The following is a 15779-nucleotide window of genomic DNA, read 5'->3' as shown; positions in this document are numbered from 1 at the left end:
ATGGCGATCTTCTCGGGGCCGAAGTGGTAGTTCTGCCGGAGATAGATGATCTTCCCGACCACCTCGACGTGTGTCGCGTTCGGCGACGTCTTGGGCGCCTTGGAACGGGTGCGCAGGCCCTCGACGCCCTCGGCCTGGTAGCGGCGGTACCACGTGTAGTACGCCTGCCGGCTGATCCCGAAGTAGCGGCAGGACATAGCGACATTCCCGGTGACCTCTTCGACATGGCGCATGACGGCCAGGCGCCGCTTGGCTTCACGGTCAAGCGGCGGGGTGGTGGGTGTGGGCTTCGGCATGTGGATCTCCGTAGTGATCGGAGACCCAGGTGTCAACGATGATCGTCAGTTTTAGAGTCCGCAGCACCGCGACCAGCAGGCCCCGGGAGGTCTCGATTGCCACCGGAATTGAGTCGTCCTCGGTGTCGCCGTATTCGGCGAGCAGGTTCAGCAGGATCCGGTAGCCGACCGCGTCATCGGCGATGTGCCTCTTGGCCAGCAGCTGGCCGGAGTCGTCGACGAGGGCGACGTCGTGTGTTTGTTCGGCCCAGTCGATTCCGCAGTAGATCAAGTTGCTCCTTCCCTGAGCGTTGACTGTTTGCGCTGGTCACGAGCGCATGCGGGCCACGCAGCGACCTGATTCCAGGACTCGACACCAGGCCGGTCCGCCACCTCAGCAGCCGTTCGTGGCGCCAGCTCACCCCACGGGCCTCGGTCTGAGTCGGAGCTCGGACGGCTCGGGTGTATCAAGAGGTCACCGTGCGACGGGCTCGCACCACCAACACCAACGAGCGATCACACGACGGGTGTTGACATGGTGGCGGCCGCGAAGGCACCGAGCGTCACCGCTCTATGCGGAGGCATCAACGCCGTGCTCGCCGAAGGTATCCGCCCGGTGCCCACGCGACCGCCACCACGAGATCCGCCGGACCGTCCGCCGCTCTGATGCGAGGCGTCAGCCGCCAGGCAACGTTTAGACATCACCGTCCGGTTCGAACAGCACCGCAAGGCTCACAGCTCCTCGTGGCACCGTTAACAAGGAATTAGGTTCGCCGGGTTGGATGCCTTCAGCCGTGGGCCATGTTATTGGCCCGGGGCTGGTCCTGGCCCAGGACATCATGGACAGCGGCCAGGATGGCTTCGGTGTCGGCGCCCAGAGCGCGGGCGGCTGAGGTGAAGTCCCTCGCCAGCGTGGCGAGTTGGTGAGGATTCGGGTGGTTCGGCTCGGATGGCGGTGGCGCGACCCGGGTGCCTGCGCCGCGGCGGGTGCGGATCAGCTCCGCTGCCTCCAGCTCGCGGTAGGCGCGGGCCACGGTGCCCGGGGCCAGGCCCAGGTCGGCGGCGAGCTGACGCACGGTCGGGAGGCGTTCGCCCTCGGTCAGTTGGCCGGTGAGGATCATGGCGGCCAGTTGGGCGCGGATCTGCTCGTATGGCGGGACGGCGCTGCTGGTGTCGACGCGGACGACGGGGCCGGTCATCGCCGGGCCGCCCGGGGTGCCACAACGGTGAACAGGGACCAGACCAGGGTGGTCAGGGCGAGCAGGCCCAGGGGGTAGATGACCACCGCGGTGACGGTGCCGAACGTGGCGGCGCAGGTCACGTGCGTCAGCGTGATGGCCATCATCAAAACGACGAGGAGCAGCTGCGGCGAGACCAGCAGGCCCCAGGCTGCGGTGATCGCCAGCGAGCGGTCGCGGCGTTGCCGGTCGCTGCCGGGGCGGTGGGCGATGCGCCGCAGGGCCCAGACGCAGGCGGCTGTGCCGGCGCTGAGCGAGGCGAGGATTGGGGTGCCGTAGTACAAGCCCGGCCAGGAGCTGACGGGTTCGCTCACGCCGCCGCACGAGAGGGTGAGGGCCCTGTCCGGTCGGCCTATGAGGTCGGGGGAGGCCGTGGCAGCGCCGACTGCCAGCAGTACGACGAGGGCGACCGCCTGCAGGAGAAGTAAGGGCGTCATGCGAGGTGGCACGTGGTCTCGGACCCGGCGGGGGGTGAGTTCGGCAGTGCGGATCGCTTCCTGAGGACGGGGGGTGAGGGCGTCGCCGAGCAGGACGCCGCCCGCCACGCACAGACCGAAGCCGGTGATGGCCATGACGATCGGCCTGCTGAAATCGTCGCCGAACTCGGCGGTGGGAAGGGTGGCCAGTCGCAGCGCGGCCACGGTGCCCGCGACCAGACCGGCCCAGCGGGCGTAGTGATCGGCGCGGGCGCGGCGGGGGGATGCGGGTGGAGCGGTGTCGAGCATGTGGGGACCTCGGTGGAGTGGGGGCGGTTGCGGTGGTCGGTGCCCAGCGGTAGAGGGCGCTGCCTGCCGCGAGTACGGTTGTATCGAGCGGCTAGTACAAGATGCCGCGCGCAAGATCTTGTGTCAATTGCTCGATACAAGTCGGATTGGGTTGCATCCATTGGTCGAAACTGGTTAATACCTGTCCATTCGGTACACCAGGGCCAGTTCGGCTGCGGCGCGGCCCATGTCGGAGGGGGACTGGGCCACGGTGGACAGGTCGAGCCATTCGGCCATCAGCTGGTCGTCGAAGCCGAGGACGGAGATCCGTTCCGGGGCTGACGGGCAACTGCTCGCGCCCGGTCGGCCGGGCTCGCCGCGTTCCGTTGGTCGACAATTGGGCAACGGTCGTTCCGTCCCGCTGGAGTCGGAATGGCGCGGGGTGTGAGGGTGAAGCGCATGGAGTTTCCTACTGCCGTGCCGGCCTGCGCTGTCTGCGCCGTCTGCGTTGGGCCCGCTCCGCGGGCCTCGTACGGTTCTGCGAGCGGTTCAAGCTGATGCCGATGCGGAGGGCACGTGGGGATATGCGTGTGGGCACACGTTTACGGGGCCTGCGGATCGGCCTGCATTTCAAGATCGGGATGACGATCGCCGCGACGGCCGCTGTGTCGGCAACGCTGACCGGCACGTTCGTTCCGGGGATCGTCCAGGACGACCGCCGTGACAGCGTCCTCGCCGAGTACCAGGAGGCCGCACGGCACTACCAGGAGGGCCGGGTCACGGCCGGTCTCGAAGTCGACCCGGTGAAGGTGCCGGAGGACCTGCGGCGCGCCGTTGGACCCGGAGGAGCCAGGTCGGTCACCTATCTGGAAGCGGACGCGTCGGGAACCACCGTCTGGGCCGCGGGCCTCGGTGAAGACGGCCAACTGCTGGCCTTCCGCCGCCATTTTCCCCAGACCCTTTTCGAGGACCTGGAACACGCCACCCGGAGCGCTGCCGTCGTCGGCGCGCTCGGCGCGAGCATCGTGGGCATCGGGCTGGCGGCCGCGATGGCCCGCCGGCTCCGGCGGGCCACTCGCCAGGCCGAGCGGATCAAGGACGGGGAGCTGGACGCCCGACTGCCCCAGCGCGGGCGCGACGAGATCGCCCAGCTCTCCGCAGCCGTCAATGCGATGGCGCAGGCCCTCGCCGCCCGGATCGAGACCGAACGCGCCGTGACAGCGAACATCGCGCACGAGCTGCGCACCCCGATTGCGGGACTGCTGACCGCGTCGAGCCTGCTCCCGGGGGACGACCGTCCGGCCGAAATGGTCCGCGAACGCGCCGTACGGCTGCGGGACCTGATGGAGGACGTCCTGGAGGTGGCCCGGATCGACAACGGGGGCGAGCGTGCCGAGCCGCGGGAGGTGGAACTCGCCGCGCTCGCCCGACGCGTGGTCGCGGGCGTGCGGGCCGACCGGCCGCAGGCGGCGGTGGCAGTGGAGGTCATCCACGACACCGTGCGGGAGACCGACCCGCGTCGCCTCGATCGTGTCCTCACCAACCTGGTCACCAACGCGCTGCGGCACGGCGCGGAGCCGGTGGTAGTGGAGGTCGACGGCCCCGAACTGCGGGTCCGCGACCACGGCCCCGGCTTCCCGCCCGAGCTGATCACCCACGGCCCTCAGCGGTTCCGCACCGGCGGCAACGGCGGCCTCGGCCTGGGCCTGGCCATCGCCACCGGACAGGCCGGAGTGATCGAGGCCCGCCTGAGCTGGCACAACCCGCCCGAGGGTGGCGCCGTCGCCACCATCAATCTCCCGCCGACACCCGCGGACGAGGCGAGCCAGACGGTCAGGGGCGACGCCCCTTTTCACTGAGCTTGACTCTGTCGGAGATCTTGGAGTTCTGCAGTGCGGCATCATGATCGACGGGCATGCTCGGATCGTTCCGATGATCTATGTAGTTGTTGAGGTGCCCGTTGTCCCTCCGCCCGCGTTCCGGTGAGCAGGTCCCGCCTCTGACTGCGCAGGTCGCGCGGGCGAGCAACCCGGGTGGTACGACGGCGATATGGGTGCGTGACCGGCTGGACGGGCTGTGGCGGGATGAGGACTTCGCCGACTGGTACCCGCGGGATGGGCGTCCGGGTCTCTCGCCTGCGCAACTGGCCACCGTCTGTGTGCTGCAGTTCGTGCTCGGTCTGTCGGACCGGCAGGCTGCCCGAGGTGGAAGCCTCGCCGTACCCGGCCGAGATCGCGACGGCACTGCTGCTCCCCAAAGCGAGCGTGACGGTCTACGTCCGCAACCTCGTCGCCAATGGGTTCATCCGGCGCGAGATCGACGACGCGGACCTGCGGCGTCACCGGCTCGTACTAACCGCTGAGGGCACAGAGGCACGGGATCGTGCACTTGCAGCCCTCGCGGCGGAGTACGACCGCAGGCTGGCGAGGATCACTCCGCGGGACCGCACCGAGCTGCAGCGCATCCTTCAGGAGATGCTCTCGCCCGCATGAGTCCATGGTCACGAGCGGTTCGCCTGCCCTGTGAACCCCTGCTCGCCAGTGTTGTGACCGCGTAGATTCGTTGGCACCGCAGCCCGCGCCGTGGGTGTGGGTGTGGTCGTCGTGGGTGCGGTGCTCGGTGGCGGTGGTCATGTACTGCTCCTGGGTGCGCTGTTCCGCAGTCCCCGAATCCACGGGATCCTCGCCAGCCGCGAGCCGTTCCAGAAGCTCGCGTCGCCGTTCGTGCAGAGCTGGGACCCTTCGGGGACTTCCGGCCGTGTCACCGGGCGTCCACTCGTCCTGCGCGCGGGGTGCTCAACTTCTTCATCCTGCCCGCGATCCTGCAGCAGCGTGCGTACGATCTCCTCGGCGACCAGTTCGCTGTTGGCGACCGTGCCCACGCCGCTCTGCGCCTCTCTTCGGCAGCGCACCAGAACTATGCGCTTTGCCGGCGGGCACGTTGCGTGACCGCTACCCCCCTACGCCGAGCCGCCGAGATCACAGTCAGCGCCTGTCATCAGGAGGCCCCCTGGGGAGAATCTGGGGAGTAAGAGCCCCTCTTGAGGAGCGCGCGGGGAGAATGGGCCGCGTAACGCGGCATGGCCATGAAAGGCCCCGAAAGGCTCATCCGTGCAGGTCAGAGGTAGCAACCATCGCATCACCCCAGGTCAGAGTGGCCTCGTAGACAACTTCAGGACGTACGTCCCGAAGTCGTCGGCCTCGACGAGTCCCGGCAGCGATCCGCCCTCCCGCAGAGGCGTGATGTAGCGGGTCGCGATGACTTCCTTGAGCATCGCCCCAGGTTACTGGCCGACAGCGAAACGACAGCTCTGGCTTACCTCCCCCTGATCCCGAACCCGTCAAGCTCTCGACATCGTCTGAACAACCCTTGCTCGGCGACCGTACCCCTGGACAGATCTTCGAAGCTTGCATGGAAGGGAACGTCAGCATGACCAGCGAACCGCTTCATCCCGTTCCGGCACCCGGCCGCCGTACTGTCGTGGCGGCGGTGGGCGCGACGGGGCTCGCCGTCGCGCTGACCGCGTGCGGATCGGACAACGGGTCCTCGGACCCCTCATCCTCGAACACCCGGGCGGGCGCCAACGCGAGCGGCGGCGACTCCAACGCCTCGTCCGGCTCCGGCGGCGGCACCGCACTGGCCAAGACGGCCGACATCCCGGCGGGCGGCGGCAAGATCTTCAAGGACCAGGGCGTGGTGGTCACCCAGCCGACGGCGGGCACCTACAAGGCGTTCTCGTCGAAGTGCACGCACCAGGGCTGCGCGGTGTCCGAGATCTCCAATGGCGTGATCATCTGTCCGTGCCACAAGAGTGAGTTCTCCGTCACCGACGGCAGTGTGAAGAAGGGTCCCGCCACGCAGCCCCTGCCGGCCGAGAAGATCACCGTGAGCGGGGATTCGATCACGCTGGCGTGATCCGCCTGCGCCGGGGCCGTTCGAAGCAGCCCAGCACTTCGTTCGTGGTCGCGATCGTGGCGACCAGCGCGAGGGTGTGGCGGATCATCGCGGCGGTGTACTCGGAGGGCACTCCCGCGACGGCGTCGGACGGCACGACGGCGGTGTAGCCGCGGTTCACGGCGTCGAACACGGCGTTCGGGATCGCCACGTTCGTCGAGACACCGGTCACGACCAGTGTGCGGCAGCCCAGGTTGCGCAGCAGCGCGTCGACGTCGGTGCCCTGGATCGGGGACAACCCGTGCAGTCGCCGTACGACGAAGTCCTCCTCGGTGACTTCGATCGGGGCGGCGACGCGCACCGCCTTCGTGCCGGACAGCTGCTGCACGGGGAGGCGTTCGGCGGCGCGGAAGAGGCGGGCGTTGCGGCTCGCACCGCGGCCGTCGGGGCGGCGCTCGGCGATGGCGTGGACGACCTGGATCCCGCTCTCGTGCGCGGCCGCCACCAACCGGGCGACGTTGGCCAGGGCTCCCGAGGAGCGTGCCTCGCGGGCGAGTTCGGGCAGCGCGCCGTCCGGGCCGACGACCCCCTGCTGGCACTCGACGGTCAGCAGCACGGTGGTCGCCGGGTCGAGAAGTTCGCTGAGCTGTTCGTACGACGGCACGGTTCCCCCTCGTCGACGGCGGTCCGGAGCGGGCGAGCGTAACGGCCATTGCGCATGGACGGAAGACGTCCCATCCTTTTCTGACGTGATGTCAGAGGATCACTGGAGTTCCTCTGACACGACGTGAGAGAAGAGGGGGCCGCATGACCGTCACTCAGCGTCGGGGCCGGAAGATCATGATGACGCCCGGTGAGCTGGACGAGTTCCTCGTCACCCAGCGCACCTGCCGGGTCGCCACGGTGTCCGCGGGTGGAGCGCCGCACGTCAGCACGCTGTGGTTCGCCTGGGACGGCACCTCGATGTGGCTGTACTCCGTCGTGCGCAGCAAGCGCTGGACCGACCTGCGGCGCGATCCACGGGTCGCGATCGTGGTCGACACGGGCGAGGAGTACGACGAACTGCGCGGCGTCGAGCTGTCCGGATCCGTGGAGTTCGTGGGCGAGTTCCCCCGCACCGGGGAACTCTGCGCCGAACTCGACGTCCCGGAGACCCTGTTCGCCCGCAAGAACTTCAACCTGGAGGAGATGCCGCACGACGGCCGGCACGCCTGGGTGCGGCTGACCCCGGAGAAGATCGTGTCCTGGGACTTCCGCAAGCTGGGACCCGCCTAGCCCACCTCGCGCCCCGCGTCCTGGAGCGCCTCCACCGCCGCCCGGATCGACGGGCGGCGGTCGGCGTCCGCACGCCAGACGGCGTAGATCTGGCGCCGTACCGACTGCCGCACGGGCACGGCCCGCACGCCCTCCGGGAGCGGTCCACGCCCGAGTCTCGGCGCTACGCACACTCCCAACCCCGCACCGACCAGGGCGAGTTGAGTGGGGTGTTCCTCGGCGCGGTGGGCGACGCGCGGCTCGATGCCCTTGGAGCGCAGGGTGTGGATCAGCCACTCGTGGCAGAACTCGCTCTCGCCCCAGGTGATCCAGTCGTCGTCGGCGAAGTCCTCCAGGTCGACCTCGGCCCGCTCCGCGTACCGGTGCCCGGCCGGCATCGCCACATCTGCCGTGTCGTCGAGGAGGACGGCCTTGACCAGCCCCTCGGGCGTGGGCAACGGTCTGTTGTACCAGTCCAGGACGACGGCGAGGTCGAAGTCGCCGCGCATCACGGCGAGGACGGCGGGCTCGGGCTCCGTCTCCCGGGAGGTGACGCGCAGGCCCGGATGTGCCTTGCGCAGCCGGGACAGGGCGGCCGGGAACAGGCCGCGCGCCGCGGTCGGGAACGCCGCCAGCCGCAGCTCCCCCACCACCTCCCCGCGGTGTGCCTCCAGGTCGGACTGGGCGAGCTCGACCTGCGACAGGATGCGGGCCGCGTGCTCGGCGAGCAGCCGGCCCGCGTCCGTGAGCCGCACGCCCCGCCCGTTCTTGGCGAGCAGCTGCTGGCCGACCTCCCGCTCCAGCTTGGCCAGCTGCTGGGATACGGCCGACGTCGTGACGTGCAGCCCCTCGGCGGCACCGCTGACGGAGCCGTGCCGCGCGAGGGCGTCGAGCGTGCGCAGACGCTCCAGATTCAACATATAAGCAATGCTACGAGGTACCACGCTCACATTCTCGACGTGCTACGAGGTGGGGTGCGCCCCCTCACACGTAGTTCCGGGTCGGCGATGGACCCAAGGCTCTGGCGATCGCGTCCGCCAGGAGGCCGGCCTCCTGCGGTGCCAGGGTCGCGACCGTGATGCGGATGCCCGGTGGGGCGCTCATGCGGAAGCGGGCGCCCGGCGCGACTGCCCAGCCGGCGTGGAGGAGGGCGGCCACGGCGGTGGTTTCGTCGGGGACGGGGATCCAGACGTTCAGGCCGGTGCGGCCGTGGGCCTCCACACCACGTTGCGCGAGGGCGTCGATCAGGAGGTCGCGGCGGGCGCGGTAGGCCGCGGCGACCGCGCGGGTGTCCAGTGCGTCGTCGGCCCACAGCCGTACCACCGCCCGCTGGACGAGGCGGCTGACCCAGCCGGGGCCGAGGCGGTGCCGGCCGCTCACCCGGTCGACCGTGGTCGTGTCGCCGGTGAGGACGGCCAGGCGCAGGTCGGGGCCGTACGCCTTGGCGACCGAGCGCACGAAGGCCCAGTGCCGGGTGATGCCGGCCAGGGGGTGCAGTGGGAGGTCGACGATGCCGTGACCGTGGTCGTCCTCGATCAGGAGGATCTCCGGGTGGTCGCGGAGCACGGCGCGCAGGGCACGCGCGCGCGTGGCGCTCACCGCGGCGCCGGTCGGGTTCTGGGCGCGGTCCGTGATGATCAGGGCGCGGGCGCCGGCCGTCAGGGCCTGCCGTACGTCGCCGGGGAGCGGACCCTCGTCGTCGACGCCCACCGGGGCCGTGCGCAGGCCAAGTGCCGGGACGAGGTCGAGCAGGCTGCCCCAGCCGGGGTCCTCCACGGCGACGGTGTCCCCCGGTTTGAGGTGCGCCGCAAGGACGCGCTCGATGGCGTCCAGCGAGCCGGACGCGACCGTCAGCGGTCCGTCCGGCACCCCGTCGGCCTCCAGGTCCGCGCGCGCGATCCGCTCCAGCTCCGGTTCGACCGGGGCATCTCCGTACAACACGGGCTCCCGGTCGCCCTGCTCGCCCGCCGCCGCGAAAACCTGCGCCAGCGAGGGCAGCAGCGCCGGGTCGGGGTTGCCGTTCGCCACGTCCCGCACCCCCGCGGGCACATCCATCCGGACGTAGTCGCGCCCCGTGGTGGCCGGCTTGGACCGCACCCGGCTGCCGCGACGCCCGGACGTCTCGATGACCCCGCGCTCCCGCAGAATCCGGTACGCGGACGCGACCGTGTTCGGATTCACGCTCAGCTCGATCGCCAACTCCCGCATGGGAGGCAGCAGTTGACCCGGCTCCAGCTCGCCGGACCCCACCGCACGCTCGACGCTCGCCGCAATCTCTGCTGCGCGCCGCCCTTTGATCCGATATCCTCCTAGCACAAAGAACATTATGCACTAGTGCAATACAGGAACGCAACACCGACAGCGGACGACACACAGCAATGGAGATCGCAATGCAGGGGACCCGGCAGCAGCCGACGTCGCAGCCCGCCGCCTACACGCCGACCGACCGCACCGTCCCCACCCGCGCCGCGGAGCGGGCGTCGTACGACAAGGAGCTGGTGCACGCGATACTCGACGAGGGGTACGTCTGTCATCTGGGCTTCGTGAGGGACGGGGCCCCGGTGGTGCTGCCCACGCTGTACGGGCGCGTCGGCGACCGCCTTTACGTGCACGGCTCGACTGGCTCGCGCCCGCTGCGGATGACCGGCAAGGCCGACCCCGGGCTCGCCGTGTGCCTGACCGTCACGCATGTCGACGCACTGATCCTGGCCCGCTCGGCCTTCCACCACTCGATCAACTACCGGTCCGTGGTGGTGCACGGCATCGCCCACGACGTGACGGACCCCGAGGAGAAGCGGGCCGCCCTGGACGCGCTGGTCGACCACGTCGTACCGGGCCGGGCGGCCGACTCCCGGCCCGCGAACAAGAAGGAGCTGGCCGCAACCGCGGTGATCCGCCTCGACCTGAACGAGGTCTCCGCCAAGCTCCGCACGGGCGGTGTGAACGACGAGCCCGAGGACCTGGCCCTGCCGCACTGGGCCGGCGTCGTCCCGCTGCGGAAGGGCTACGAAACCCCGGTGCCCGACGCCGACCTGGCGGCCGGCACCGCGGTCCCCGACTATCTCGCGGTGCCGTGACGGTTCCGACGGGTGCGGGGTCCGGTGACCGGGCCCCGCACCCCCGCCTCACACCCGCACCGGGTCCTCCGCCGCCGCGCCGCGTGCCTCCGCCAGTGCCAGGCCCGCCACCGAGCCCAGCATCAGCAGCGTGCCCGCCAGGGTTGCCGGAGTGAGCCGTTCGCCGAGCAGGGCGACCGCCAGGACCGCCGCGCCGACCGGTTCCAGGAGCATGATCACGGACACCGTGGCGGACCGGACGGCGGCCGCTCCCGCGAAGTAGAGGCCGTAGGCGAGGGCCGTGGGGACAGTGGCGAGGTAGGCCAGCAGCCATACGGTCCGGGCGGGATGGGCCGCGTGCGGGACGATCCCCTCGGCCAGGGCGAACGGCAGCAGGCAGAGGCTGGTGACCGCGAACGCCCCCACCGACGTGGTGGACGCGTCGACCTCACCGTCCCTCCCCCACCAGCGCGTGAGCAGGGTCAGCACGCTGTATCCGACTGCGGACAGCAGGGCGAACAGCACACCCGACAGGCGTACGGTCGCTCCGCCGCCGCCGAGGACGAGCACTCCCAGCCCTGCCAGGGCTCCGGCGACGGCGGTCAGGCCGCCGCGGCCCAGCCGCTCCCCCATCGTCAGCCGGGCGCCCAGCGCGATGAGCACAGGGCCGGTGCCGAGCGTGACGACGGTGGCAACGGCGAGGCCGGTGGTGGACACGGCCGCGAAGTAGGCGGTCTGGAACACGGCGAGCCCGACGCCCGAGACACCGAGCCGCAGCACCCTGCGCCGGAGCGGTTCGCATACGGCGGTGCGCCGGCGCGGACGCAGCAGGCGGGCGGCGAGCAGCAGGACGAGGCCGGCCGCGCAGCGCCAGAAGGAGAGCGCGGCGTAGCCCATGTCACTGGCCCGGAAGACCAGGGAGGCGGCCGCGCCCGCGGTGCCCCAGGCGGCACCGGCGACGATCAGACAGAACAGGCCTCGCCCGACGGGCAGGCCGAAAGCAGCATTCGACGACACGAATGTCTCCGCAGAAGTTTCGGAAGGGGCCCGGCATCGACCGGGCCGTGGACTTCTTCTGCGGGCAGCACCGTTCCGCCCGGCACCGGGCCGGGCGTGGATTCCGGAGGGCCCGCCTCAGGCGGCCGGAGGCGGAAGAACGAGTGCGTTCGAATGCATGATCAGCACCCTAGGCGGGGCTTTCGCGGGACGACAACTCCCTTTCCGGGCCGCCGCTCGCCACCGGCTCCGGGGAGCCCTTGGCGGGTGCCGAGGACTGGGCGATGAACGCGCCCACCAGGACGACCGCACCGCCGACGATCTGCGGCGCCGACAGATGCTCGCCCAGCAGCACCCAGGCCAGGACCGTCGCGACGACCGCTTCGAGGCAGGCCACGACGCCCGCGACCTGCGGGGAGAGCCGGCGCACCGACAGGACGCCGGTGACGTAGGCGAGGACGGTGGCGATCAGGACGATCCAGGCCAGCAGGAGGAGGGCGGCGACCGGAGTGCCGTCCAGGTGCGCGGTGCCGGTCAGCACGGACCAGTGCATGTTCCAGGGGCGGGCCACGGCGGTCAGGACGACGGCGCCGATCAGCAGGCCGTAGGCGATGACGCCGAGCGGGTCGGGTGCGTCGTCACCGGCGTCGCTGCCCTGGTCCGACAGGACGAAGTAGCCGACCTGACAGCAGGCGGCACCGAGGGCGAGCAGCAGGCCGACGGCGTCGAAGCTCAGCCCCGACCAGACCTCGACCACACAGGCGAGCCCGCAGGCCGCGAGGACCACACCGAGCGCGGCGGCCCGGGTCACCGGCCGCCGCTGCACGAACCGCACCCAGCCCAGGACCAGGGCCGGCGCGAGGTACTCGACGAGCAGCGCGACGCCGACGGGTATGCGGGAGATCGCGGCGAAGTAGCAGGCCTGCACACCGGCCACGGCCAGCAGTCCGAACCCGGCGAGCAGCGCCGGGCGGCGGCGCAGCAGCGCGCGGTGGCGCACGGCGACCGGCAGCATCACCAGCGCGGCGCCCGCGACGCGCAGCCACACCACGTGGAGCGGGTCGAGGCCCGCCTCGATCAGGGGTTTCGCCGCGACCCCGGATCCTCCGAAGGCGACCGCGGACCCGAGGGCGAGACCGAGCCCGGCACTGCTGCGGCGGCTGCCCCGGCTGCTGTCTGACGTATGCACGGGCACATGATGACAGGCGACGACATGAGCGTCACCCCCGATGACACCTGTCTCAGCGGCTGGACCACCTGGAGCGTGCCAGCCGGTTCTCGATGCGTGTCAGCACGGCGCCCGTTTCGATGCCGGCCCGGTCGAGGACCTCGACGGCCCGTGCCTGCGGGTCGACGACGATCGCCGCGAGGAGATCGATGCCGCTTGCCGGTCCGGCGCCGCGGGCGGCGGCGCGCTCGCAGGCGTGGCCCATCGCGGCCGCGGCCAGCGGCGAGAAACCCTCGGCCGCCGCGACCACGGGCACGGCGCCGGAGTCCTCGACGGAGCCCTGCCAGCGCAGGCCGTAACCGATACTGCGCTGCACCAGGTAGCCGAGCAGCCGCGCGATCTCGGGCCCGTCGTCGAAGACGGCCCGCACCTCGGGGTCCTGCTCCAGGAGCGAGTGCAGCAGATGGGCCGTGTCGATCTGCCGGTCCCCGTCGCGCACCGCCCGGCGGCGGGCGCCGGAGACCACCGCTGCCAGCTCGGCTCTGAGCCTGGCATCGTTGTCCACGCGGGGGCCGGCGGCCTGTTCGCCGACCGACTGCCGGGGGATACGGGGTTGCACAACCCCTACCCCATCAGCCTCCTCGCCTCCGGTCATCCCCGAGGGGGAGCATTTTGGCGTCCCACAGAGAGTGGACCCGGCGGGCCGGAATCTCCTCCTTACGGATGAGATCTGGCCGTTCTGCCCGCAGGGGCGCGCGCCGCCTTGCCGCGCGCCCGGCGTGCAACCACAGCGCCCCGTCGCACGTCCTGAAAATGCGTGGAGAGCAGGTGCTGGCTGGTGTCCCTGCCGGCCGTCGACGGCAAGCAGTACGTGTACCGGGTGTACGCCCCGGAGGACGCACTGCCCGCCGACCTGTTCTGGGACGCCTGGCACTGCCACGAAGAGAGCACCTTCCCGCGCGCCTGCGATCTCTTCGACGCCGCATTGATCCGCCGGGTCGGCTGACCGCCCGGGGCGCACGGAGGAACACTCACACTTCCTGACGGTTCATCAGTATTGAATGTTCCAGGCCCTGCGGCTACGTTCCGCGACACCACAGCCCGACACGAAGAGGTGGTCGCATGCCCGAAATCAACGCGGAGGCACGGATCGAGGCGCCCGCCGAGAAGGTGTGGGCACAGCTCATGGACTGGCCCGCGTACGGCGAGTGGAACGCCACCCACACCAGCTTTCCGCAGGGCGGCCCGGCGGCGCTCGAAGTGGGCGGGACCTTCCAGGAGAACATGAAGCTGATGGGCTTCCCGGCCGAGGTCGAATGGACCATCTCGGAGCTGGAACCGGCCCGGGTCTTCGCCATCAAGGGCAAGGGTCCGATGGCCGTGAGCCTGGCCACGCGCTACACCCTGACCCCTGAGGGCGACGCCACGAAGGTCCGCATCGACGGCGAGTTCACGGGCGCCGCGGTCACTTTGATGGCGGGCCGGCTGAAGGACTCGGGGACCGCCGCGTTGAACGAGTCGCTGCGCAAGCTCGCCGGGCTGGTGTCCTGACCGCCGGACACGGAAAGGCGCCCCGCGGAGCACTCCGCGGGGCGCCTTCGTCGCCGTAGGGCCGTCAGTCCTCGTCGGCGAGGATCAGATACAGCTTCTTGCGGGCTTCGTTGATGACCGTCAGCGCCTTCTCGCGCTGCTCCTTGTTGCCGGTCTTCCAGACCTGGCCGAAGGCCTCCATCAGACCGAAGCCTGCCTGGCGGATCTCACCGAGCGCCTCGAAGTCGATACCGCGGGACGCTTCCTCCCAGGGCGCGTCCGGGCCCTCGTCTGCCGCGCTGCGGCCGGACTCGGTGAGCGAGAAGAGCTTCTTGCCGCCCTCGCTCGCACTGGCGATCAGGCCCTCGTCCTCCAGCAGCTGGAGGGTGGGGTACACCGAACCGGGGCTGGGCTTCCACGCCCCGCCACTGCGCTCGGCGATCTCCTGGATCATCTCGTAACCGTGCATGGGCCGGTCCTTCAGCAGGGCCAGGATCGACGCCCGTACGTCGCCTCGCCGTGCCCTGCCCCTCGGTCCGCCGCGCCCTCGTGGCCCCCAGGGGCCCGGACCGAAGCCGGGTCCGCCGAAGCCGAAGCCGCCCGGACCACCGCCGGGGCCACCCGGCCCGAAGGGACCGAAGGCGCCGCGCAGGCCCTCGAAACCACCCCGCCCGCGAGGGCCGGGTCCACCGTGTCCACGTTCGAATCCATGGGAACGCATCGCAATCACTCCATTCCATCGTTGATCTGTCGCGATGCGTCAACGATATATCGGAACAGTTCGCATGGCAAGGCCCGCCGAGGGGACGATGTTGACCTGTGCCAGTGAACGTTGATCGATTGCCACTGAAGGACGATCGATGGCCGTCTGTGTCAGTGAAGGATGACCACTTGCAGATTCGTGTCAGCCAAGGGCAACCGTTAGTAGCTCTGTCGTCTCGCAATGGCAGGGCTCGTTAGGATCTCCTGATCATGGACGTGATGATGGGGAACGAGATGATCGCCATCCCGCCGGGGCAGGTGACGCTGTCGGACCGGCGGACACAGCGCAGTTGGTCGGTCGAGCTTGCGCCCTACCAGCTCGCGGCATTCCCGGTCACCCAGGCGTTGTACGCACAGATCACAGGCCAGCGGCCGAGTACCGCCCCTGGGGACCAGCTGCCCGTCGAGTGCGTCTCCTGGTGGGACGCGGCGCGGTTCTGCAACGCCCTGTCCCAGTGCACCGGCCTCACGCCCGCGTACCACTTCCGTGCCGAGGCCGAAGACATCGAGTGGGACGCGTCCGCCGACGGGTATCGACTGCCGACCGAAGCCGAGTGGGAGCACGCCTGCCGTGCCGGGACGACCGGGCCGCACTACGGGGATCTCGACGAGATCGGCTGGTACCGCGGTAACTCGCACGAGCGCATCCACGAGGTGGGCGGCAAACGCCCCAACTCGTGGGGGCTTTACGACATGCTCGGCAACGTCTGGGACTGGTGCTGGGATGTCTACGACGCCGAGGTCTATGGCGCCTACCGGGTGCTCCGTGGCGGTGGTTGGTTCGATGAGCACTGGAGTTGCCGGGCCTCCGCGCGGCGCCGCAGCCACCCGACTTTCCAGGTCGACGACGTGGGATTCCGCGTCGCGCGTTCCGTCGTGAGCTGATCCACGTCGTGTGCAGC

General features: G+C 70.3%; 20 protein-coding genes. 8 read left to right on the top strand and 12 right to left on the bottom strand.

The annotated features are described in order from the left end of the window. From IH68_RS0144615 to IH68_RS0144600, 4 genes are all read right to left on the bottom strand, one after another. Positions 1-296, bottom strand: a 296-nt coding sequence (locus tag IH68_RS0144615) for a helix-turn-helix domain-containing protein (RefSeq protein ID WP_030948288.1), incomplete at its 3' end; no start/stop codon positions are given. Beyond that, on the bottom strand, positions 262-567 hold the full coding sequence (locus IH68_RS0144610) for an IS110 family transposase (protein WP_030948285.1): 306 nt from the start codon (positions 565-567) through the stop codon (positions 262-264). The genes IH68_RS0144615 and IH68_RS0144610, both read right to left, overlap by 35 nt. Positions 568-1063: 496 nt before the next feature. Next, complete coding sequence (locus tag IH68_RS0144605; protein WP_030948283.1) at positions 1064-1474, bottom strand: GntR family transcriptional regulator; 411 nt, start codon at positions 1472-1474, stop codon at positions 1064-1066. Continuing rightward, a complete protein-coding gene (locus tag IH68_RS0144600; protein WP_030948281.1) occupies positions 1471-2238 on the bottom strand; it encodes a hypothetical protein in 768 nt (255 codons plus the stop codon). Before IH68_RS0144600 ends, IH68_RS0144605 begins: the two co-directional genes overlap by 4 nt. 569 nt (positions 2239-2807) lie before the next feature. Here IH68_RS0144600 and IH68_RS0144590 point away from each other — a divergent pair. Together IH68_RS0144590 and IH68_RS0144585 are read left to right on the top strand one after the other, a co-directional pair. Next, entirely contained in the window at positions 2808-4076 is a 1269-nt protein-coding gene (locus tag IH68_RS0144590; RefSeq protein WP_234341793.1) for a sensor histidine kinase, read from the top strand. A gap of 345 nt (positions 4077-4421) precedes the next feature. Next, a complete protein-coding gene (locus IH68_RS0144585; protein ID WP_234341792.1) occupies positions 4422-4709 on the top strand; it encodes a MarR family winged helix-turn-helix transcriptional regulator in 288 nt (95 codons plus the stop codon). Positions 4710-5365: 656 nt separating this feature from the next. Here IH68_RS0144585 and IH68_RS59305 read toward each other — a convergent pair. Further along, entirely contained in the window at positions 5366-5491 is a 126-nt protein-coding gene (locus IH68_RS59305; protein ID WP_267883789.1) for a hypothetical protein, read from the bottom strand. Positions 5492-5646: 155 nt separating this feature from the next. Between IH68_RS59305 and IH68_RS0144575 the strand changes: the two genes are divergently transcribed. Further along, positions 5647-6132: a Rieske (2Fe-2S) protein gene (locus tag IH68_RS0144575; RefSeq protein WP_030948275.1), complete on the top strand. Its 486-nt coding sequence runs from the start codon at positions 5647-5649 to the stop codon at positions 6130-6132. Here IH68_RS0144575 and IH68_RS0144570 read toward each other — a convergent pair. Next, complete coding sequence (locus tag IH68_RS0144570) at positions 6119-6775, bottom strand: isochorismatase family cysteine hydrolase (RefSeq protein WP_030948273.1); 657 nt, start codon at positions 6773-6775, stop codon at positions 6119-6121. The two genes, IH68_RS0144575 and IH68_RS0144570, sit on opposite strands and share 14 nt — an antisense overlap. 143 nt (positions 6776-6918) lie before the next feature. Here IH68_RS0144570 and IH68_RS0144565 point away from each other — a divergent pair, with 143 nt between their 5' ends. Then, positions 6919-7386, top strand: coding sequence for a pyridoxamine 5'-phosphate oxidase family protein (locus IH68_RS0144565; protein ID WP_030948271.1), 468 nt, complete (start codon positions 6919-6921; stop codon positions 7384-7386). On the opposite strand, the gene IH68_RS0144560 is transcribed toward IH68_RS0144565, so the two are convergent. Both IH68_RS0144560 and IH68_RS0144555 read right to left on the bottom strand, forming a co-directional pair. Beyond that, entirely contained in the window at positions 7383-8285 is a 903-nt protein-coding gene (locus tag IH68_RS0144560) for a LysR family transcriptional regulator (protein ID WP_030948268.1), read from the bottom strand. The genes IH68_RS0144565 and IH68_RS0144560 overlap by 4 nt on opposite strands. 64 nt (positions 8286-8349) lie before the next feature. Then, positions 8350-9681: an aminotransferase class I/II-fold pyridoxal phosphate-dependent enzyme gene (locus tag IH68_RS0144555; protein ID WP_030948266.1), complete on the bottom strand. Its 1332-nt coding sequence runs from the start codon at positions 9679-9681 to the stop codon at positions 8350-8352. 74 nt (positions 9682-9755) lie between these two features. Between IH68_RS0144555 and IH68_RS0144550 the strand changes: the two genes are divergently transcribed. Further along, a complete protein-coding gene (locus IH68_RS0144550) occupies positions 9756-10442 on the top strand; it encodes a pyridoxamine 5'-phosphate oxidase family protein (protein ID WP_030948263.1) in 687 nt (228 codons plus the stop codon). Between the two features lie 48 nt (positions 10443-10490). Here the strand turns inward: IH68_RS0144550 and IH68_RS0144545 are convergent, their stop codons facing one another. The 3 genes from IH68_RS0144545 to IH68_RS0144535 all read right to left on the bottom strand — a co-directional run bounded on the left by IH68_RS0144545 (position 10491) and on the right by IH68_RS0144535 (position 13204). Beyond that, entirely contained in the window at positions 10491-11438 is a 948-nt protein-coding gene (locus IH68_RS0144545) for a DMT family transporter (RefSeq protein WP_030948261.1), read from the bottom strand. Between the two features lie 169 nt (positions 11439-11607). Next, complete coding sequence (locus IH68_RS0144540) at positions 11608-12612, bottom strand: EamA family transporter (RefSeq protein ID WP_030948258.1); 1005 nt, start codon at positions 12610-12612, stop codon at positions 11608-11610. A 46-nt stretch (positions 12613-12658) separates the two neighbouring features. Further along, complete coding sequence (locus IH68_RS0144535) at positions 12659-13204, bottom strand: Clp protease N-terminal domain-containing protein (RefSeq protein WP_037886300.1); 546 nt, start codon at positions 13202-13204, stop codon at positions 12659-12661. A gap of 219 nt (positions 13205-13423) precedes the next feature. Here IH68_RS0144535 and IH68_RS57485 point away from each other — a divergent pair, with 219 nt between their 5' ends. Both IH68_RS57485 and IH68_RS0144525 read left to right on the top strand, forming a co-directional pair. Then, a complete protein-coding gene (locus IH68_RS57485; protein WP_199931997.1) occupies positions 13424-13591 on the top strand; it encodes a hypothetical protein in 168 nt (55 codons plus the stop codon). 116 nt (positions 13592-13707) lie between these two features. After that, positions 13708-14136 carry an SRPBCC family protein gene (locus IH68_RS0144525; RefSeq protein WP_030948253.1) on the top strand — a complete coding sequence of 143 codons (429 nt, stop codon included), beginning with the start codon at positions 13708-13710 and terminating at the stop codon, positions 14134-14136. Between the two features lie 64 nt (positions 14137-14200). Here IH68_RS0144525 and IH68_RS54470 read toward each other — a convergent pair whose 3' ends face one another. Then, positions 14201-14836, bottom strand: coding sequence for a PadR family transcriptional regulator (locus IH68_RS54470; protein WP_078912894.1), 636 nt, complete (start codon positions 14834-14836; stop codon positions 14201-14203). Between the two features lie 251 nt (positions 14837-15087). Here IH68_RS54470 and IH68_RS0144515 point away from each other — a divergent pair, with 251 nt between their 5' ends. After that, positions 15088-15762 carry a formylglycine-generating enzyme family protein gene (locus tag IH68_RS0144515; RefSeq protein WP_030948249.1) on the top strand — a complete coding sequence of 225 codons (675 nt, stop codon included), beginning with the start codon at positions 15088-15090 and terminating at the stop codon, positions 15760-15762. Positions 15763-15779: the final 17 nt, after the last annotated feature.

It is taken from the genome of Streptomyces sp. NRRL S-646, from assembly GCF_000720765.1.
GTDB lineage: Bacteria > Actinomycetota > Actinomycetes > Streptomycetales > Streptomycetaceae > Streptomyces.
This window is presented reverse-complemented; position numbering and strand designations above follow the sequence as displayed.

Bases quoted from the DNA above. Each gene is read 5' to 3' on its own strand.
- IH68_RS0144575 (WP_030948275.1), top strand. From the start codon at position 5,647: ATGACCAGCGAACCGCTTCATCCCGTTCCGGCACCCGGCCGCCGTACT.
- IH68_RS0144515 (WP_030948249.1), top strand. From the start codon at position 15,088: ATGGACGTGATGATGGGGAACGAGATGATCGCCATCCCGCCGGGGCAG.
- IH68_RS59305 (WP_267883789.1), bottom strand. From the start codon at position 5,491: ATGCTCAAGGAAGTCATCGCGACCCGCTACATCACGCCTCTGCGGGAG.
- IH68_RS0144600 (WP_030948281.1), bottom strand. From the start codon at position 2,238: ATGCTCGACACCGCTCCACCCGCATCCCCCCGCCGCGCCCGCGCCGAT.
- IH68_RS0144560 (WP_030948268.1), bottom strand. From the start codon at position 8,285: ATGTTGAATCTGGAGCGTCTGCGCACGCTCGACGCCCTCGCGCGGCAC.
- IH68_RS0144525 (WP_030948253.1), top strand. From the start codon at position 13,708: ATGCCCGAAATCAACGCGGAGGCACGGATCGAGGCGCCCGCCGAGAAG.
- IH68_RS54470 (WP_078912894.1), bottom strand. From the start codon at position 14,836: ATGCGTTCCCATGGATTCGAACGTGGACACGGTGGACCCGGCCCTCGC.
- IH68_RS0144550 (WP_030948263.1), top strand. From the start codon at position 9,756: ATGCAGGGGACCCGGCAGCAGCCGACGTCGCAGCCCGCCGCCTACACG.
- IH68_RS0144605 (WP_030948283.1), bottom strand. From the start codon at position 1,474: ATGACCGGCCCCGTCGTCCGCGTCGACACCAGCAGCGCCGTCCCGCCA.
- IH68_RS0144565 (WP_030948271.1), top strand. From the start codon at position 6,919: ATGACCGTCACTCAGCGTCGGGGCCGGAAGATCATGATGACGCCCGGT.